At 45.0% G+C, this 16,694-nt stretch carries 12 protein-coding genes; 3 read left to right on the top strand and 9 right to left on the bottom strand.

The genetic code is table 11. The features are described from left to right. Positions 1–330 precede the first annotated feature (330 nt). Complete coding sequence (zwf, locus tag AB1S55_RS11625; protein ID WP_370978350.1) at positions 331–1,818, bottom strand: glucose-6-phosphate dehydrogenase; 1,488 nt, start codon at positions 1,816–1,818, stop codon at positions 331–333. A gap of 335 nt (positions 1,819–2,153) precedes the next feature. On the opposite strand from zwf, the gene gap reads away from it, so the two are divergent. Together gap and AB1S55_RS11615 are read left to right on the top strand one after the other, a co-directional pair. Continuing rightward, on the top strand, positions 2,154–3,152 hold the full coding sequence (gene gap / locus AB1S55_RS11620; RefSeq protein WP_370978349.1) for a type I glyceraldehyde-3-phosphate dehydrogenase: 999 nt from the start codon (positions 2,154–2,156) through the stop codon (positions 3,150–3,152). A gap of 482 nt (positions 3,153–3,634) precedes the next feature. Continuing rightward, a complete protein-coding gene (locus AB1S55_RS11615) occupies positions 3,635–5,833 on the top strand; it encodes a carbohydrate-binding protein (protein WP_370978348.1) in 2,199 nt (732 codons plus the stop codon). Positions 5,834–5,970: 137 nt separating this feature from the next. Here the strand turns inward: AB1S55_RS11615 and AB1S55_RS11610 are convergent, their stop codons facing one another. From AB1S55_RS11610 to AB1S55_RS11585, 6 genes are all read right to left on the bottom strand, one after another. After that, the gene (locus AB1S55_RS11610) at positions 5,971–7,143 is read right to left on the bottom strand and encodes a 3-phosphoglycerate dehydrogenase family protein (protein WP_370978347.1); all 1,173 of its coding nucleotides are present in this window, start codon (positions 7,141–7,143) and stop codon (positions 5,971–5,973) included. Between the two features lie 27 nt (positions 7,144–7,170). Then, positions 7,171–8,286, bottom strand: coding sequence for a phosphoserine transaminase (locus tag AB1S55_RS11605; protein WP_370978346.1), 1,116 nt, complete (start codon positions 8,284–8,286; stop codon positions 7,171–7,173). A gap of 120 nt (positions 8,287–8,406) precedes the next feature. After that, complete coding sequence (gene trxA / locus AB1S55_RS11600) at positions 8,407–9,291, bottom strand: thioredoxin (protein ID WP_370978345.1); 885 nt, start codon at positions 9,289–9,291, stop codon at positions 8,407–8,409. A gap of 37 nt (positions 9,292–9,328) precedes the next feature. Then, positions 9,329–11,440, bottom strand: a complete 2,112-nt coding sequence (locus tag AB1S55_RS11595) for an ATP-binding protein (RefSeq protein WP_370978344.1) — start codon at positions 11,438–11,440, stop codon at positions 9,329–9,331. 125 nt (positions 11,441–11,565) lie between these two features. Beyond that, positions 11,566–12,522, bottom strand: a complete 957-nt coding sequence (locus AB1S55_RS11590) for a rhodanese-related sulfurtransferase (protein ID WP_370978343.1) — start codon at positions 12,520–12,522, stop codon at positions 11,566–11,568. Positions 12,523–12,611: 89 nt separating this feature from the next. Then, positions 12,612–12,917: a BolA family protein gene (locus tag AB1S55_RS11585; protein ID WP_370978342.1), complete on the bottom strand. Its 306-nt coding sequence runs from the start codon at positions 12,915–12,917 to the stop codon at positions 12,612–12,614. Between the two features lie 171 nt (positions 12,918–13,088). Between AB1S55_RS11585 and AB1S55_RS11580 the strand changes: the two genes are divergently transcribed. Beyond that, a complete protein-coding gene (locus tag AB1S55_RS11580; protein ID WP_370978341.1) occupies positions 13,089–13,721 on the top strand; it encodes a response regulator in 633 nt (210 codons plus the stop codon). A gap of 119 nt (positions 13,722–13,840) precedes the next feature. On the opposite strand, the gene pyk is transcribed toward AB1S55_RS11580, so the two are convergent. Together pyk and AB1S55_RS11570 are read right to left on the bottom strand one after the other, a co-directional pair. Next, complete coding sequence (pyk, locus tag AB1S55_RS11575; protein ID WP_370978340.1) at positions 13,841–15,286, bottom strand: pyruvate kinase; 1,446 nt, start codon at positions 15,284–15,286, stop codon at positions 13,841–13,843. Between the two features lie 133 nt (positions 15,287–15,419). Then, positions 15,420–16,661 carry a sodium ion-translocating decarboxylase subunit beta gene (locus AB1S55_RS11570; protein WP_370981590.1) on the bottom strand — a complete coding sequence of 414 codons (1,242 nt, stop codon included), beginning with the start codon at positions 16,659–16,661 and terminating at the stop codon, positions 15,420–15,422. Positions 16,662–16,694: the final 33 nt, after the last annotated feature.

The raw sequence follows: 16,694 nt of genomic DNA, 5'->3' as shown, positions 1-16,694 counted from the left end.
TTTTCGAGTATTGATCCCATTCGCTTGGCTTAACGATGTGAGGCCCTAACTGCTGAGGCTAACATTGAGTGACTCTAATACCGAGATACTCAAAAAAGCCCCAAAATCACATTCATTTATTAGGTAAACAGGGAAAATCGATAGCAGGTAGGGCTAAATGATGTATAGATGGCAAGTAAGGAAGAGAGAAATTGGGGATGGTCGATACAGCGCAAAAACGTATATAGGCGCCCCGTTAAATATCTGCGCCCATACCGCTCTGAACTCAGCAACCAGAACTATAAAAGTTATGACCACTAAGTTCTCATAAAGAGCGTATTAGCTTAATTATTAGTCAAGATCGATAGGACAGTACTCGCCGTCATACCATTTCTGGCCGCGACTATTCACCATCATATTGGCTCTCTCAGGGCCTTCTGTACCAGACACATAAGGCTCACACTTCTGTCCACGCTCTTCCCAAGAAGAGAAGATTTGATCAACCCACAACCACGCAGCCTCTACCTCGTCAGCACTAACAAATAGAGTTTGATCATTGCGGAACACATCAAAGAACAAGCGCGAATACGCGTCGTGCTTCATTGGTTCACTGTGGTCGTCAAAATCTAGATTTAAAATATCATCACGTAAAGGAATACCCGCATCCAAACCTTGAACTTTATTATTTAAGTGCAAGCTAATACCAGAATCAGGCTGCAATTGAATAATGAGTTTATTCTGACAACGCTCACCTTTACTGCCTTTAAAAATATTGTGATGACTCTGCTTAAAATAAATAACAATTTCACTGTGCTTTTTATTTAGACGCTTACCAGTACGCAAATAAATAGGCACACCAGACCAGCGCCAATTTTCAATCTCACTTTCAATTGCGACATAAGTTTCAGTTTGAGAGTTAGGATCAATTTCATATTTATCACTCTCTTCTTCTAAATACCCAGGAACTGTTTCACCACCTACTTCCCCTTCAACGTACTGGCCACGTACAGTGTGATCAAATACGCTTTCTTTACAAAAAGGCTTTAATGATTTTAGTACTTTTAGTTTTTCGGCACGAACCGAGTCTGCATCTAGGGCCGAAGGCGGTTCCATCGCCATCAAGCAAAGTACTTGTAACAAGTGGTTTTGCACCATGTCACGCGTAGCGCCAGTCTCATTATAAAAAGCCCAACGATTACCAACACCCACCGTTTCAGTAACAGTAATTTGAATAGAGTCGATGTATTTGTTGTTCCACAAAGGCTCAAAAAAATCATTAGCAAAACGTAATGCCAATAAATTTTGTACGCTTTCTTTACCTAAGTAGTGATCTATACGGAATAATTGTTTTTCAGAAAAAACACGAGCGAGTTCTGCGTTAATAGCAAGGAAACTTTCACGGCTATCACCTAGCGGTTTTTCAACAACCAAACGTGTACTTTCTTTAACTAAACCACAGGTATCTAAACTCTGACAAACCTTGCCAAAAATCTGCGGGGGAATAGAAAGGTAAATAACTTGTACCGCATCGTCACGGAAGAACTCTTTACCTATTTGTTGCAACTGTTCTGGCTGGGTTGCATCGCCTTGAGCAAAGAAGATTTTGTCGGCAAAGCTCTGCCACTTTTCTTCTGAATAAAGTTTCTTATCAACGCCCGCCTGTAGCCAGTGCTTAATTTTGGCGTGAAACTCTTCACGACTTTGGCCGGTACGAGCAGAACCGATAATTCGCATACCTTCAGGCATGCTGTTGTTGATTTCCAAATAATACAAAGATGGGTACAACTTGCGCAAAGCAAGGTCGCCATCACCACCAACAATAAACAAATCGGTCTTCATGAGTTACTACCCCTAAAAAGTATGCTGCTTAAAACAGCTAAGTCTTACGCCTTCTCCACCAAAAGCGTTGGTGCTTTTTTGCACCGTTTCGGTTAGTGAACTAACCTATAGAGCTGTGAATATCCCCTACCCAATAGCATTATTGTGGTCCTTCACAACTCGCTGGGATCGTATGAGACTTGATGTACAGCAACATGGCTGTCACCAAAGGCCCGTATTATCTAGCCTCAAGCTCAAAATTGGGCGGCTATTGTAGTCTGGCCGAACTTGATTTTTCAACTTCGATTGACGATAATCGCCGCCTCCAAAAATCTGGATACAGTGGAATTTTTTCTATGGCAATTAAAATTGGCATCAATGGTTTTGGTCGTATCGGCCGTTTCGTATTTCGCGCTGCTTGTGAGCGCTCTGACGTAGAAGTTGTTGGTATTAACGACTTGATCGACGTTGACTACCTTGCATATATGCTGAAGTACGACTCAACTCACGGTCGCTTCAATGGCGATGTAGAAGTTGTTGATGGCAGCCTTGTAGTAAATGGCAACACCGTTCGCATTACTGCTGAACGCGACCCAGCCAACCTAAAATGGAACGAGATTGGTGCAGACTACGTAGTAGAATCCACTGGTTTCTTCCTTACTGACGAGACTGCTCGCAAGCATATTGAAGCTGGCGCAAAGAAAGTTGTAATGTCTGCTCCATCTAAAGACGCTACTCCTATGTTCGTAATGGGTGTTAACCACACTGAATACGCCGGTCAAGACGTTGTTTCTAACGCTTCTTGTACTACCAACTGCTTGGCTCCTATCGCTAAAGTACTTAACGACAAGTTCGGTATCGTTGAAGGTCTTATGACCACCGTTCACGCTACTACCGCCACTCAGAAGACTGTTGACGGTCCTTCTGTTAAAGATTGGCGCGGTGGCCGTGGCGCTGGCCAGAACATCATCCCTTCATCTACTGGTGCCGCTAAGGCTGTTGGCAAGGTCATCCCTGAGCTAAATGGCAAGCTAACTGGTATGGCTTTCCGTGTACCAACTCCTGATGTAAGTGTTGTTGACCTTACTTGTCGCTTGGAAAACGGTGCTAGCTACGAAGCGATTTGTGCAGCAATGAAAGAAGCCGCTGAAGGCGATATGAAAGGTGTTCTAGGTTATACCGAAGATGCCGTTGTAAGTAACGATTTCATCGGCGAGAAGTGCACTTCTGTATTTGACGCAGACGCTGGTATCTCTTTGAACGATAACTTCGTTAAAGTTGTTAGCTGGTACGACAACGAAATCGGTTACTCAAACAAAGTTGTTGACCTGATTACTTATATCGCTAGCAAGTAAGCTTTACTTCACAAGCGATGTTAAAAAACCCGCCAAATAGGCGGGTTTTTTTATGCCTTTAAATCGTCGCGTAAATCGTCCTCCCTACCCCTTTTTAAACCTAGATCACTAAGGTTGCTCAATCCAATTCACATTTCCTAAAGATAGTTATGGCAAACATTGACGACGACCAAGGCTTATCTGTAGCTTCACCTTGCACTCTACTGAAACATTGACCTTAGCAGTCGCATTCTAGTTTCAGTGTCTTGATTGCCTGTTCGATATATCGAGCAGAGGTAAACCTACCGAGCAGGTTTGCCAATACAACTACGGCATAGGTGCCCCACTTAACACTTTATTAAAGTCAGGGAATAGACTTACAGGTACTCAGAAAACGCTGAATACCGACCAAGGTCCCATAACCTACTAAGTCTGTATGCATTTGTGCCGCAATAAAGATAACAGCCCTAAAAAGGCCCGATTGCTCACTCAAAGGTTCAGTAATGAAATCAAAGCTACCCTTAATACCACTGCTTGCCTGTCTTATTAGCCCAGCAGCAAGCTTCGCATTAGACTACAACGACAACTCCAGCTTTACCCTTGTCAACGCAGACAACGGCGGCCAAGTTCGCTTACGAGACGCTCCTGGTGGCAGAGGTGACATCAATGCGATTCGCGGCCTTGCCAACAAAGCAGGTCTTCCCAGTGTTGTTCGAGATTCACGCCTTAGCACCGGTGATTACGCCAGTAACATCGCTCAACTAGCTGCGGTTCAAAACACCCTAAGCTCGTTAGCAGATGCTCGCCCTGATACCTATACTGGCGCAGGCACGGTAGTCACCAACAGTAATTTAGATCAGCACCGAAATGCGATTGCCAACTCAGGTGGCACTTTTATTTTCCGAGGTACCATAAATATAAGTTCAAAAGACAAGCTTATTCAGGTAGGTGAAAATACTACTATTTGGGTTGATGGCACAGTGCGCTATACCGGCCCAGTTATTCCCGGCACCATTCCTGATGAATATTCAGTATCGGATGTGATTAATGGTATTTTTGAAGTTCGTGGCACCAACAACCGCGCAAAGAATAATACTAAAATACTTGGTACTAAACGCGGCCAAATTCTTGGTAACGACCGCCTCTCGGCTGTCTATGTTCGCTATGCCAAGAATCTACTTGTTGAAGGCTTAAACACCAATAATTGTCGCAACGTATTATTCTTAAACAATGTCTACGGCGACAGTCTTGCACAAGGTAATTTTATCTACAACTCCACCCGCCGAGCCATCCATGTAAAAGCATCCAATGGCATTACCGTTAAAAACAACCTGGTTTATGATGCTGATGTCGACGGTATTGATATTGATGCTTACACGAAAAATTCGAAAACCATCGAAAACGTGCTAATTGATTCGGGTACTCGCTGGATGGTTTGGACAGAAATCGCCTCTGTCGACAACCTTATTGACGGTAACGTTGGTATACATGTAAATAATGGCGATGGCGGCTTCCAAGAAAATGGCAGTGAAAGCAATGGCCAACCAGCAACTGCACGCAACACTTGGAAAAACAACCATATCTTCTATGTCGATTCAGGCTCAAACTGGAAACAAGGCTTTTCTTTCCACCCTAATCGTGTCATTGATAGAGACTCGGTTGTTTTTGACAATAACTATGTTTGGCAAACCAACCATAATGCCTACAAAAGAAACCCTAAAAACAACACCACTAACGATGTTTCTTATTACCACTATGTTGGTGCGGATCCAATCCTGCCAAGCCCAAGCCCGTCACCGACTACAGCCCCTGATCCAGAGCAAAGTGCTTACCAAAGCTTAACGATCCCTGGCCTTATTCAAGCGGAAGACTTTGATCTTGGCGGTCAAAATATTGCTTATTCAGACAGTACCAATGGCAATGCAGGTAACGAATATCGCTCTAGCTCCCGCGTTGATATACAAACAAGCAGCGATGGTGGCTATAACGTAGGCTGGATTGCTAATAACGAGTGGCTCGAATACACCCTTGCGGCTGTCACTAGCGGTACCTACAACATTAAATTACGTATTGCGGCACAAGGCAACAGTGGCGGAAAGTCCGTAGATATTAAGCTAGATGGTCAAACACTTGGCAATATTAGCTTTGAAGGAACTGGCGGCTGGCAAAACTGGAAAACCGTAAGCCTAGATAACGTCACTCTAAGCGGTGGTGTTAATAAAGTGTTGCGCCTAGAAATGAACGGTGGTGGTTTTAATATTAACTGGATTGAATTTGAAGCCAGCAACAACCAACCGATCAATGCCGAGTTTAGCTTAGAAGCCGAAGCGTTTAACAACACCGGCGGCAGCTATGGCGGCTTCGAAACTTACAGTGCTAACGGGATCGAGGCCATTAACTTCAACCAACGTGGCGACTGGGCCGACTACAAAGTCAACGTAGCTCAAGCAGGTAATTACCGCTTTGAAGCATGGCTAGGTACAACTCAAGAAGGTACTGCCATTGAAGTTCTTGTTGATGGAACATCCTACCTTCGAGAACTTGTTCCTAATAATGGTAGTTGGGATAATTTCGTTAAGCTAAGCCCCAACGCTCTTATTCCTATAAGCGCGGGTCAGCATACCATTCGCATCATCAGCTCTGGTTCTTCTAGCAGTACCTGGGAGTGGAACGCCGACCGCTTCAACTTTATTCAAGAATAGCTTTTTCGGGTTTGTTACATTAACTGACTTTTAATTCAGATTTTCGTACGAACCCAAACAAACTTGAAAATAAAACCTTGTACACAGAAACAAAAAAGCCGAGCTAAAGCTCGGCTTTTTTTGATTAAGCCTAAGAGCTAGATCACTCGAACAGAGCTCACGTGCTCAGCAGAACGAATCGCTTCAATCGCTTCAAACGACGGCGTACCTTCAATATCAAGAATATTGTAAGCAACGTCATTACGACTCTTATTAACCATATCAATGACATTAACGTCCTTACCTGCCAACACAGTCAAAACATTACCCAATACGCCGCTAACGTTTTCGTTGGTAAAACAAATACGACAAGCACCTGGAGTACGCGGCATATTTGTTTCAGGGAAATTCACCGAATTTTTGATATTCCCGTTCTCAAGAAAATCACGCAACTGATCAACAGCCATAACCGCACAATTTTCTTCAGCTTCCGCAGTTGAAGCGCCAATATGAGGAAGGGCTACCACCTTGCTATGACCGATTAGATTAGGCATAGGGAAGTCACAAATATACTGGCGCAAAGCACCTGCATCTAATGCCGCAACAACTGCATCGGCATCAACAATAGCATCGCGAGCAAAATTAAGAATCGCTGCAGTAGGCTTCATTAACTTTAAAGCGTCTTCATTAATTAAGTTGCGAGTCGCTTCAATTGCAGGCACATGAAGACTTAAATAATCAACATCACCCAACAGAGCTTGCAAGCTTTCTTTACGCTCTACTTGGCTAGATAAACGCCATGCAGCATCAACACTCAGAGCAGGATCATAACCAACAACACGCATACCCAATGCAAGCGCTGCGTTGGCAATCATTGAGCCAATCGCGCCCAAACCAACAATGCCTAAGGTTTTACCCATAAGCTCAGAGCCGGCAAATTGCTTCTTCTGCTTCTCAAGTAACTTGCTCATTTCACCGGCATCGCTTATGTCACCAAGACCTTCAACATAAGTGCGCCCCTCAAGAATCCCTCGAGAGCTTAATAACATACCCGCAAGAACGAGCTCTTTTACCGCATTGGCATTGGCTCCCGGAGTATTAAAAACAACAATACCCTGTCCTGTATAATCGGCAACAGGAATGTTATTCACACCAGCACCTGCGCGAGCAACAGCAAGAACACTCTCAGGAAGCTGTTCTTCATGTAGTTTTTGGCTGCGAAGCACTACGCCTTGCGCATCAGGGATATCGGCACCAACTTCATAAGAAGCGGCCGGAAAGCGACTTAGACCTTTATCAGAAATCGCGTTGTAAGTTCGGATTTTATACATAGTTTCAGTTCCGTAATTTAAAGACGCTTATGCAGTAACTTGTTGGTAAGCTTTAGCCATCCAAGGAAGTAGTTTCTCCACATCCGATGGTTCAACCGTAGCACCACACCAAATACGAATACCTGGGGGCGCATCGCGGTAAGCGCCGATATCGTAAGCAACGCCTTCGCTATCAAGTAACTTCACCATGGCTTTAACATTCTCAGGTGAAGTATCCACACATAAACACACACTGGTGTTAGAAATGGTGTTGGCTTCTTTCGCAAGGAAATCAATCCAATCGTTCTCTGCAACAAATTTTTCAATGAAGGCCAAGCTCTGATTCGAGCGCTCAATCGTAGCGTTAACGCCACCAATACTTTCAACCCAATTCAGTGCATCTAGGTAATCCACTACAGCCAGCATAGAAGGCGTATTGATGGTGGCACCTTTAAACACACCTTCAATTAACTTACCGCCTTTGGTTAGGCGGAAAATTTTAGGTAAAGGCCAAGCCGGAGTGTAAGTCTCAAGACGCTCTACAGCACGAGGGCTAAGAATAATGACACCGTGAGCACCTTCACCACCGAGCACTTTCTGCCAGCTGTAAGTCACAACATCGAGTTTTTCCCACGGCATTTCCATAGCAAATACGGCTGAGGTTGCATCACAGATGGTTAAACCTTCACGATCATCGGCAATCCAATCGCCGTTAGGTACTTTTACACCCGAGGTTGTGCCGTTCCAAGTAAAAACAACATCGCGATTGCAATCAACCGCATTTAAATCTGGCAATACGCCGTAATCCGCTTCCATCACACGCACATCGTCAAGCTTTAATTGCTTGGTGATATCGCCAACCCAACCTGAGCCAAAACTCTCCCAAGCCATCACATCAACACCGCGCTGACCAAGAAGTGACCACAAAGCCATTTCTACCGCACCAGTATCCGATGCAGGCACAATACCCACACGATAACCTTCAGGAAGACCAAGAAGCTCGGCTGTTTTAACACACGCTTCTTCAAGTACTTTTTTACCTAAAGCAGAACGGTGAGAGCGCCCTAATACATCGGTACGCAAACTAGCAAGATCGTAACCTGGACGTTTGCTACACGGGCCAGAAGAAAAATTAGGGTTTAGGGGTTTGACTAGATCTTGCATAGAGTCCTCGGTTTGAGCAATTGCTCGAGCCAGTTCAGCTCAGAGCCCATAAATTTGTGCCGCATTATGCCAGCAAACGCGGCTTGCTAGTAGCCATTCACGGCGGTCTATTATTTGATATCAATACAATAGCGTGTAGAACTTTCGCTGATAGCGCGTTGCCAGTGCATCGCCTTTAGCAAGACTGGCCAAGATATCGCTAAAGCTCTTTCTAAGCTCGCCATCCAGCGCATTTAAATCTTGCTGAAGATATGCATAAAGTAACGCCAAGGCGTCTTCTTCGTGCTTGTGCTGTGCGTATTGCACGGCGAGCTTCACAGCCAGCGCCACATCATCGGGGCTATCTTTAAGCTCTTGCTCTAATAAAGTCAGCTCCGGTGCCCTACCCGCTTCTAATGCCAAATCAAGCTGAGCTTTAAGTTGCTGATAATCGGAGTTTTGATCCGCCAATGTCACTGCATCAAGTATCTCTTGCGCTTGCTGTAGGCGCTGTTCTACAAGCAAGCAGCGACAATAATCGAATGCGATATCTGCACGCTGACCTGAATCAACGTAAGCTGTTTTTAATAAGCTCATTGCTTCTGGCATCACACCAGCAGCATCGACATCCTCCGCAAGAAGCGACTTAGCTCGCTGCCAATCTAACTCCCAGGCTTTAGGAAGATGCTTATCAATAAGCTCTCTTAACTCAGCTTCTGTTTTTGCACCGGCAAAGCCATCAATCGGCTGCCCATCTCGCATGAGCATAACCGTAGGTAAACTGCGCACACCAAACTGAGCAACAATAGCTTGCTGTTCATCGGCATTTACTTTGGCGAGTAAGAGCTGGCCTGCGTATTCATCAGCCAGTTTTTCTAAGATGGGTAATAAGACTTTACAGGGCGCACACCAAGGAGCCCAGAAATCGACAATAACAAGACGCTGGCGACTCTCATCAATTAAATAGCGCTGTGCGTTCTCAGGTGAAACAGTAACAATGTTCTCGGACATACGGAGTGCTCGCATAAGACAAGCACTTTTGATATGGCCTAAAGCGTAAAATTCAAGTCCTGCGCTTGTTTAACCACTGCTCTAGTTTTTCTTCCACGGACTCAAAAGCAATAGGTTTGGTTGTGTAATCATCCATACCGGCATCCAAGCAGCGCTCTCTATCTCCTGCTAACGCGTTGGCAGTCATCGCAACAATCGCAATGCCTTTACAATGCTCACCGGCCTGCCCTTCTCGTATTGCTTGTGTGGCTGCAAAGCCATCCATCACGGGCATTTGACAGTCCATAAACACCATAGCGAATTCCGTGTCATTTTTCTTTAAGATATCGATTGCTTCTGCACCGTTATTGGCAATTACCACATCAACCTCACAATCTTCCAATAACATGGTGGCAACCTCCTGATTGGTTAAATTATCTTCAACCAATAATACTTTTTGCATTACTTCGCTCCTAGTTTCAGTAGCCGGCTCTTGTTGCGGATGGGTTGATGCTTCTTGCTGATCACTAACGCTTAACTTTTGATCAACGGCTAAAGTATTAAAAAGATCTACTATTGAATATGGCTCTTGCAGCAAACTACATCCAGTAAAAAGTGGGTGCTCAGGTAGTTTTTCAGCGCATAAAACCAGCTTTAAATATTTAAAGGCCGCTAAACGTCGAAAATTAAGCAATATCGCCTGTTGCTCATCACTTAAGTGCCGCGCGTACACAATCACAATATCCGGTCTAAACTCGGCAGCTAACTGAGTAAGTCTGCCTACATTGGCAATATCAGCACACACTTCGCACTTAACACCTAAAAAATCTAATAAGCGAGATAGCGCTTGGCTACGAGCAGCTAGCTCATCGACCAATAAAACTCGTCGCCCAGTGAGCACACCAGGTAAAGAAGCCTGCTTATCCGCAACCTCCGCGTACAAGGAAATAATAAACTCACTGCCTTTATCAAGTTCACTATTAACATTTAACGAGCCGCCCATCGCTTCACTTAAGTGCTTAGATATAGCCAAGCCCAAACCCGTACCACCAAACTTGCGAGTGGTACTTGAATCCGCTTGAGAAAAACTATCAAAAATCTTTTTCTGAGCCTGCTCTGAAATACCTATGCCGGTATCTTTAACTCGTATTTCTAAAAGCTCTAGCGCCTCACTACTCTGCCCTAGATTTACATGCACCTCTATGACACCGGAAGAAGTAAACTTTAAGGCATTACCAATAATGTTATTTAGTAACTGCCTGATACGAAGTTCATCCAATAAAAAACTATCGGGCAAATTTGGATCAATATCTAAAACAAAAGCCAAGCCCTTTTGTTGGGCCATAAAGTAAAAGGCTTGGCATTGAGAAAAGATCAACTTTTTTATATTGCAGGCTTTAAGGTCAAAGTCTATTTTGCCCGCTGTTATCTTAGAGTAATCCAATATGTCATTGATTAAAGCCACTAAAGTGTGGCTACTCGAACGAGCAACATTAAGGTAATTGCGCTCTACACTATTGAGACGGCCACGATCCAATAAATCGAGCATGCCAATAATCCCATTCATGGGCGTGCGTATTTCATGGCTCATATTTGCCAAAAACTGACTGCGAGCTTCTACCGCATCATACAACTCCGCATTACGCCGCCGCAGCTTGGCTCTGAGTGCTGCCATGGAATAACAAAGCATAGTCAAGATAAACAAACAAACTGCGTATACAGACCAAGTCAGAGCAAGCTCCGCTCCAGACAAGTCGGTTATCGAAAAGTAGAATTGGGTATATAAAACAAGGCCTAAGCCCAAAGACAAAAACAGCGAGTAAGCGATAAACGCCGTAGCCTTAAGCCTAAAAACACCAAAGATCGCAGTTAAAAACAACATAAAATAAACAAGATAAGCGTAGCGTGGCATCACCAGCATACTCAAAAGGCAAACGCTCGAAGCCCATAACATCTGAACCATGCTTAAAGAGGGGTCACTAAAGTATTCAGAAAAACCACTAATCACGGCCGCGACAATGGCTATATTAACCACCCAAAAGCCAACAAATACCAAGCCAAGTACAGAGCTTGAAAGTAGGCTTTGGCCAGAGAAGTGTGCAAAGATAAGCACCGCGCTCAACAAGAAGGCTCCTGTTAAGGCAAGCAGGGTGTGCTGTGTTCGTATGAGGCGGGTTTTATTCATTCCCTGATTCGGTGAAGCGCAAAACCGATCCGTTGTAAGTCTTACGCTTCAGTGTAGCTGGAAAATCAGAGAGTTAGGATTTAAGCGACTTGAGTTAACGCTCTTTAGCTAAAACCCAGAAAGATCTAAGAATCGTTACGCTGGCGCTGAGAGCTAGGGCTACCGATATGCACCTGTCCACGCTCTTCAGCCAGCTTCATTTGCTTTTGACGCTCACGAAATCGCCCTTTTTGCTCATCACTCAATACGTCGTGACAACGTGGGCAACATACTCCAGCCTCATAATGCTCACTGAGTTTATCTTCTTCACGAATAGGAAAACGACAGCCATGACACAAATCCCACTCACCTTTTTCAAGCTGGTGATTGACAGAGACTCGATTGTCAAAGACAAAACACTCCCCCTTCCAGCTTGTTTGCTCTTCGGGAACTTCTTCTAAGTACTTTAGAATTCCGCCCTTTAAGTGATACACCTCTTCGAAGCCCTGCTCTTTCATATAAGCAGTGGACTTCTCGCAGCGAATCCCACCGGTACAAAACATAGCTACTTTTTTGTGTTTTTGTGGGTCTAATGTGTTGGCGACGTACTCGGGAAACTCACGAAAGCTCTTCGTATCAGGATTTAAAGCCCCCTCAAAGGTACCCAGCTCGTATTCATAGTCATTGCGAGTATCCACTAAGACCACCTCAGGGTCCGCTATTAACTTATTCCAATCCTTGGCTTCGACATAGGTACCTACAACCTGCAACGGATCGATACCTTCAACCCCCATCGTCACAATTTCTTTTTTAAGCTTCACCTTCATACGATAAAAAGGCTGCTCTTCTTCAAAGCTCTCCTTGTGCTCAATATCAGACAAACGCTCATCGGCCTTTAGGTAAGCCAGCAAAGCATCTATCGATGTGCGAGTACCCGATACAGTGCCGTTAATACCTTCATTAGCGAGCAGTAGAGAGCCCTTAATCTCCTGCTGCTCACAAAAAACTAATAGAGGCTGCCGGAGCTCTTGATAATTAGGCAATGCTACAAATTTATATAAAGCAGCAACCACAATGGGGGCGTCGGTCGTACGAGCTGTCATCTATTTTCCGCGTAGAGAGAGTCAAAGGCGCGCGATTTTACATAGGCACTCAAGACTGTTCAAGTATTAACCAAAACAAGTTGTAAAAACTAGCTACCGCCCTGACAAGTTGGACTCGCCGGTACTGTTTGTTTTAAAGCCCACTCTTCGGGGCTAAAAAGATGTAAAGCTAAAGCATGCAGACCTTGATCGAACTCAGCGCCGAGCAGTGCGTACACCTTCTGATGACGCTTAACTCGATTTAAGCCCTCAAATGCGAGACTCACACAAGTAAGCTTAAAATGGCTTTCTGTCGCAGGGCCACTGTGCATATGACTCTCATTTTCAATAAGCATATGCGTTGGTGTTAGTTCGGCCTCGACCTTTGCATGTATCGCTTGTTCAATCGTACTCATCTAGTTCTCCAATGTGGTATGTGACGTGATCCCTTTCAAACTGAACACCTTCAGAGACCTCGATACAACAGGATTTTAGCCTGCAATTTATCGCGCCATTATAACGACAAAGCAAGCACTCTCAGAGTCAGGCTCTATACTTATTTTTAGTTAATCATTAAGGAGAGCCCAATGCTAAGCGCTCAGGAAAACAAGCTGGTTATCAGCACCTTAACCCAGCGCCGAGCCTGGTTAAAGAAAACCCTAGAAAACGCAAGCTTAGAGCCCGAACAGCGCAAAGAACACAGCCAAAACCTAGGTGTTCTTGAATCAGCAATGAAAAAACTTGCGGCGACGAGCAAAACCAGTACAGCTAAAGAAGTCATTTCACCACCAGTTACCAATAAACCTAAGCGCTCATCGTTAACGCTAAATAACGCACGCATTCTTGTTGCTGACGACGACGAAAGCTCCGCCGAGCTTTTATGTGGTTTATTAGAGGATATGGGTGTTAAAGAGATAGAAATGGCACTCGATGGTCGTGATGCCTTTGATAAAATCAAGCGCGCCGAACCACCCTACGACTTTGTATTCTGCGACTGGGACATGCCTGAACTCAGCGGCATGGAGGTCTACCAAAAGGCCAAAGCCTCTAACACCCTTCACGATGCCCATTTTTGCATGGTCACCAGTGTCACCGAAGCCAAGAAAATACGCGAAGCGATACAAGGCGGCGTCAACGACTATATCGTCAAGCCTGTTGATGGCAGCAAGCTAGAAGAAAAGATTAAAGCAAGCATTGAAGCTAGAAACACCGCAACTTAGCAGTCTGGCTTAAAGCACACAGAACAAGCTTCAAAGCCACACTCACAATAAGCAGACATTAAAAAGGCCGCATAGCGGCCTTTTTAAATAAACGATAACAGCGAGCACAGTAATTCAGCTTATAAAATAGGCTGGCCTACCTGTAGGATCTTCATCGTATTGGTCCCCCCTGCGCCAACATTGTCACCTTTAGAGAAGATGACAAAATCCCCATTGGCAACAACTTCTTGCTCCATTAGAAACGCAACAATACGGCGATTGATCTCAGTTGAGCTTAAGTCATCAGAATTAAACTCAACCGTTTGCACACCACGGAACAAAGCCGCACGCTGCAGGGTACGCTTCTTTTCTGAAAACGCGTAAATAGGAATGCGAGAACCATAGCGGCTCATCAATAAAGGGGTTGAGCCACTTTCACTCAAGGCTGCAATACCTTTAACCGCTTGCATCTGGTTAGCCGTATACATGCTGGCCATAGCCACACTTTCATCAATGGCCTGATAGTGCCCTTCGGCACGCTGAGGTAAGGTGACAGAGCCTGGATGCTTTTCAGCACCTAAAATCACACGCACCATCGCCTCAACCGTTTGCACAGGAAACTGCCCTGCTGCCGTTTCAGCCGAAAGCATTACCGCATCGGTGCCATCCAACACCGCATTAGCCACATCAAACACTTCTGCTCGTGTTGGCAATGGGCTAGAAATCATACTTTCCATCATTTGTGTCGCCGTAATCACACAGCGATTTAAAGCGCGAGCCCTATCAATGATGTGCTTTTGCACACCAATTAGCTGGGCATCACCAATTTCAACACCTAAATCACCACGTGCGACCATGACCGCATCTGAGGCCATAATAATGGAATCAAGCACATCGGAGCTTTCAACAGATTCAGCACGTTCAATTTTAGCGACTAAGTAAGACTCACCACCTGCCAGCTTCACCAGCTGACGTGCCTGCTTCATATCATCCGCACTGCGAGGAAAACTAACCGCTAAATAATCAACACCAATAGCAACAGCCGTTTTTACATCTTCTTTATCTTTTTCGGTCAGCGCCGGCGCGCTCAGACCACCACCTTGACGATTGATGCCTTTGTTATTACTCAGTTTGCCTGCAACGGTTGTGGTTGTGTGAATACGTGAACCAACAACAGAATCAACCTTTAATACAACACGACCATCATCGAGCAACAATAAATCGCCCGGCACAACATCATTGGGTAGCTCTTTATAATCGATGCCAACCTCATGCTTATTGCCTGCATCACGCTCCAATGAGGCATCCAAATCAAATTTGTCACCCACCGCCAAAGTGATGGGCCCTTCAGAGAATCGCGCAATACGAATTTTAGGGCCTTGTAAGTCACCTAAAATAGCTACGTGCTTACCGTGTTTATCACTAATTTCACGAACAGCTTTAGCTCGCTCCGCATGGTCTTCGGCAGCACCATGGCTGAAATTCATACGAACAACATTGACCCCAGCGAGGATCAGCTCCTCCAAGACTCCAGGCTCATCGGTTGCAGGACCAAGGGTTGCAACAATTTTTGTACGTCTGAACATGTTCATCTCCGTGAAAAACAATAACTAAAGTTTGCGCAGATTCTACACTGCGCAAAACAACTAATAATGAATTGTAGTTATTCTTAGAAAGAAATTTGAGCTGGCTCAGGAGAATGAGGCGCAAAGCGCCCCATTACATAGAAGATACAAGAGAGATCATCACACCAGCAGCAACTGCAGAACCAATTACGCCAGCAACGTTTGGCCCCATTGCATACATCAAGAGGAAATTTTGAGGATTGGCTTCAAGGCCCAGCTTATTGGATACACGCGCAGCCATGGGTACAGCAGAGACCCCTGCCGAACCAATAAGGGGGTTAATTTTGTTCTTGCTAAGCGCATTCATCAGCTTGGCCATCAATACACCAGCCGCTGTACCAATTGCAAAAGCAACAATACCTAGCAACAAAATACCCATGGTCTTAGGGTCCAAGAACTTATCAGCAGCCAACTTAGAACCAACCGACAGGCCTAAGAAAATGGTGGTGATATTAATTAATGCATTCTGGGCAGTATCACTAAGACGATCGACAACACCACACTCACGCATCAAGTTACCAAAACAGAACATACCCAATAGCGGCACTGCATCCGGTAGTACTAGAGCCACCAAGACCAACAACACCAGAGGGAAAACAATACGCTCACGCTTACTGACCGTACGCAGCTGAGTCATCTCAATTTTACGCTCTGCTTCGGTTGTCAAAGCACGCATAATAGGAGGCTGAATCAGGGGTACAAGCGCCATATATGAATAAGCGGCAACAGCAATGGCACCCAATAGATCAGGGGCAAGCTTACTTGAAACATAAATAGCAGTTGGGCCATCAGCACCACCAATAATGCCAATCGCGGCAGCATCAGCAATACTGAAATCAAAGATACCGGCAGCACTTAAAGCTACGGCACCTAATACAGTCGCAAAAATACCAAATTGCGCAGCAGCGCCAAGGAAAAGCGTTTTAGGGTTTGCCAATAAAGGGCCAAAGTCCGTCATGGCACCGACACCCATAAAGATCACCAACGGTGCTACCCCACTGGCAATAGCCACGGTGTAGAAGGTGTACAACATACCATCGTGATAACCCGCATAGTGGGCTACCTCAGAAGCGGCCGCCTGAACGGCAGGTCCTGATTCTTTAATTGCAAGCGCCAATTCTTTTGTTGTTTCCCAGCTTGAAAGACCAGCCAGTTTAGCCAATTCAGCAAGCGTACTAGCATCAGCTGCAAATAGAGCGTTTTCTAACGCGTTCTGTGCCAAACCCGCAGCCGGGATATTAGCCAACACACCACCAAAACCAATTGGAACAAGTAAAAGAGGTTCAAAACCTTTACGTATGGCCAAGAATAACAACATCAAGCAAATCACGATCATTGCAAACTGATCGAGTTGAATATTGTAGATTCC

Source organism: Agaribacterium sp. ZY112 (genome assembly GCF_041346925.1).
GTDB lineage: Bacteria > Pseudomonadota > Gammaproteobacteria > Pseudomonadales > Cellvibrionaceae > Agaribacterium.
The sequence above is the reverse complement of the archived record's forward strand: the minus strand, read 5'-3'. Positions and strand labels throughout refer to the sequence as shown.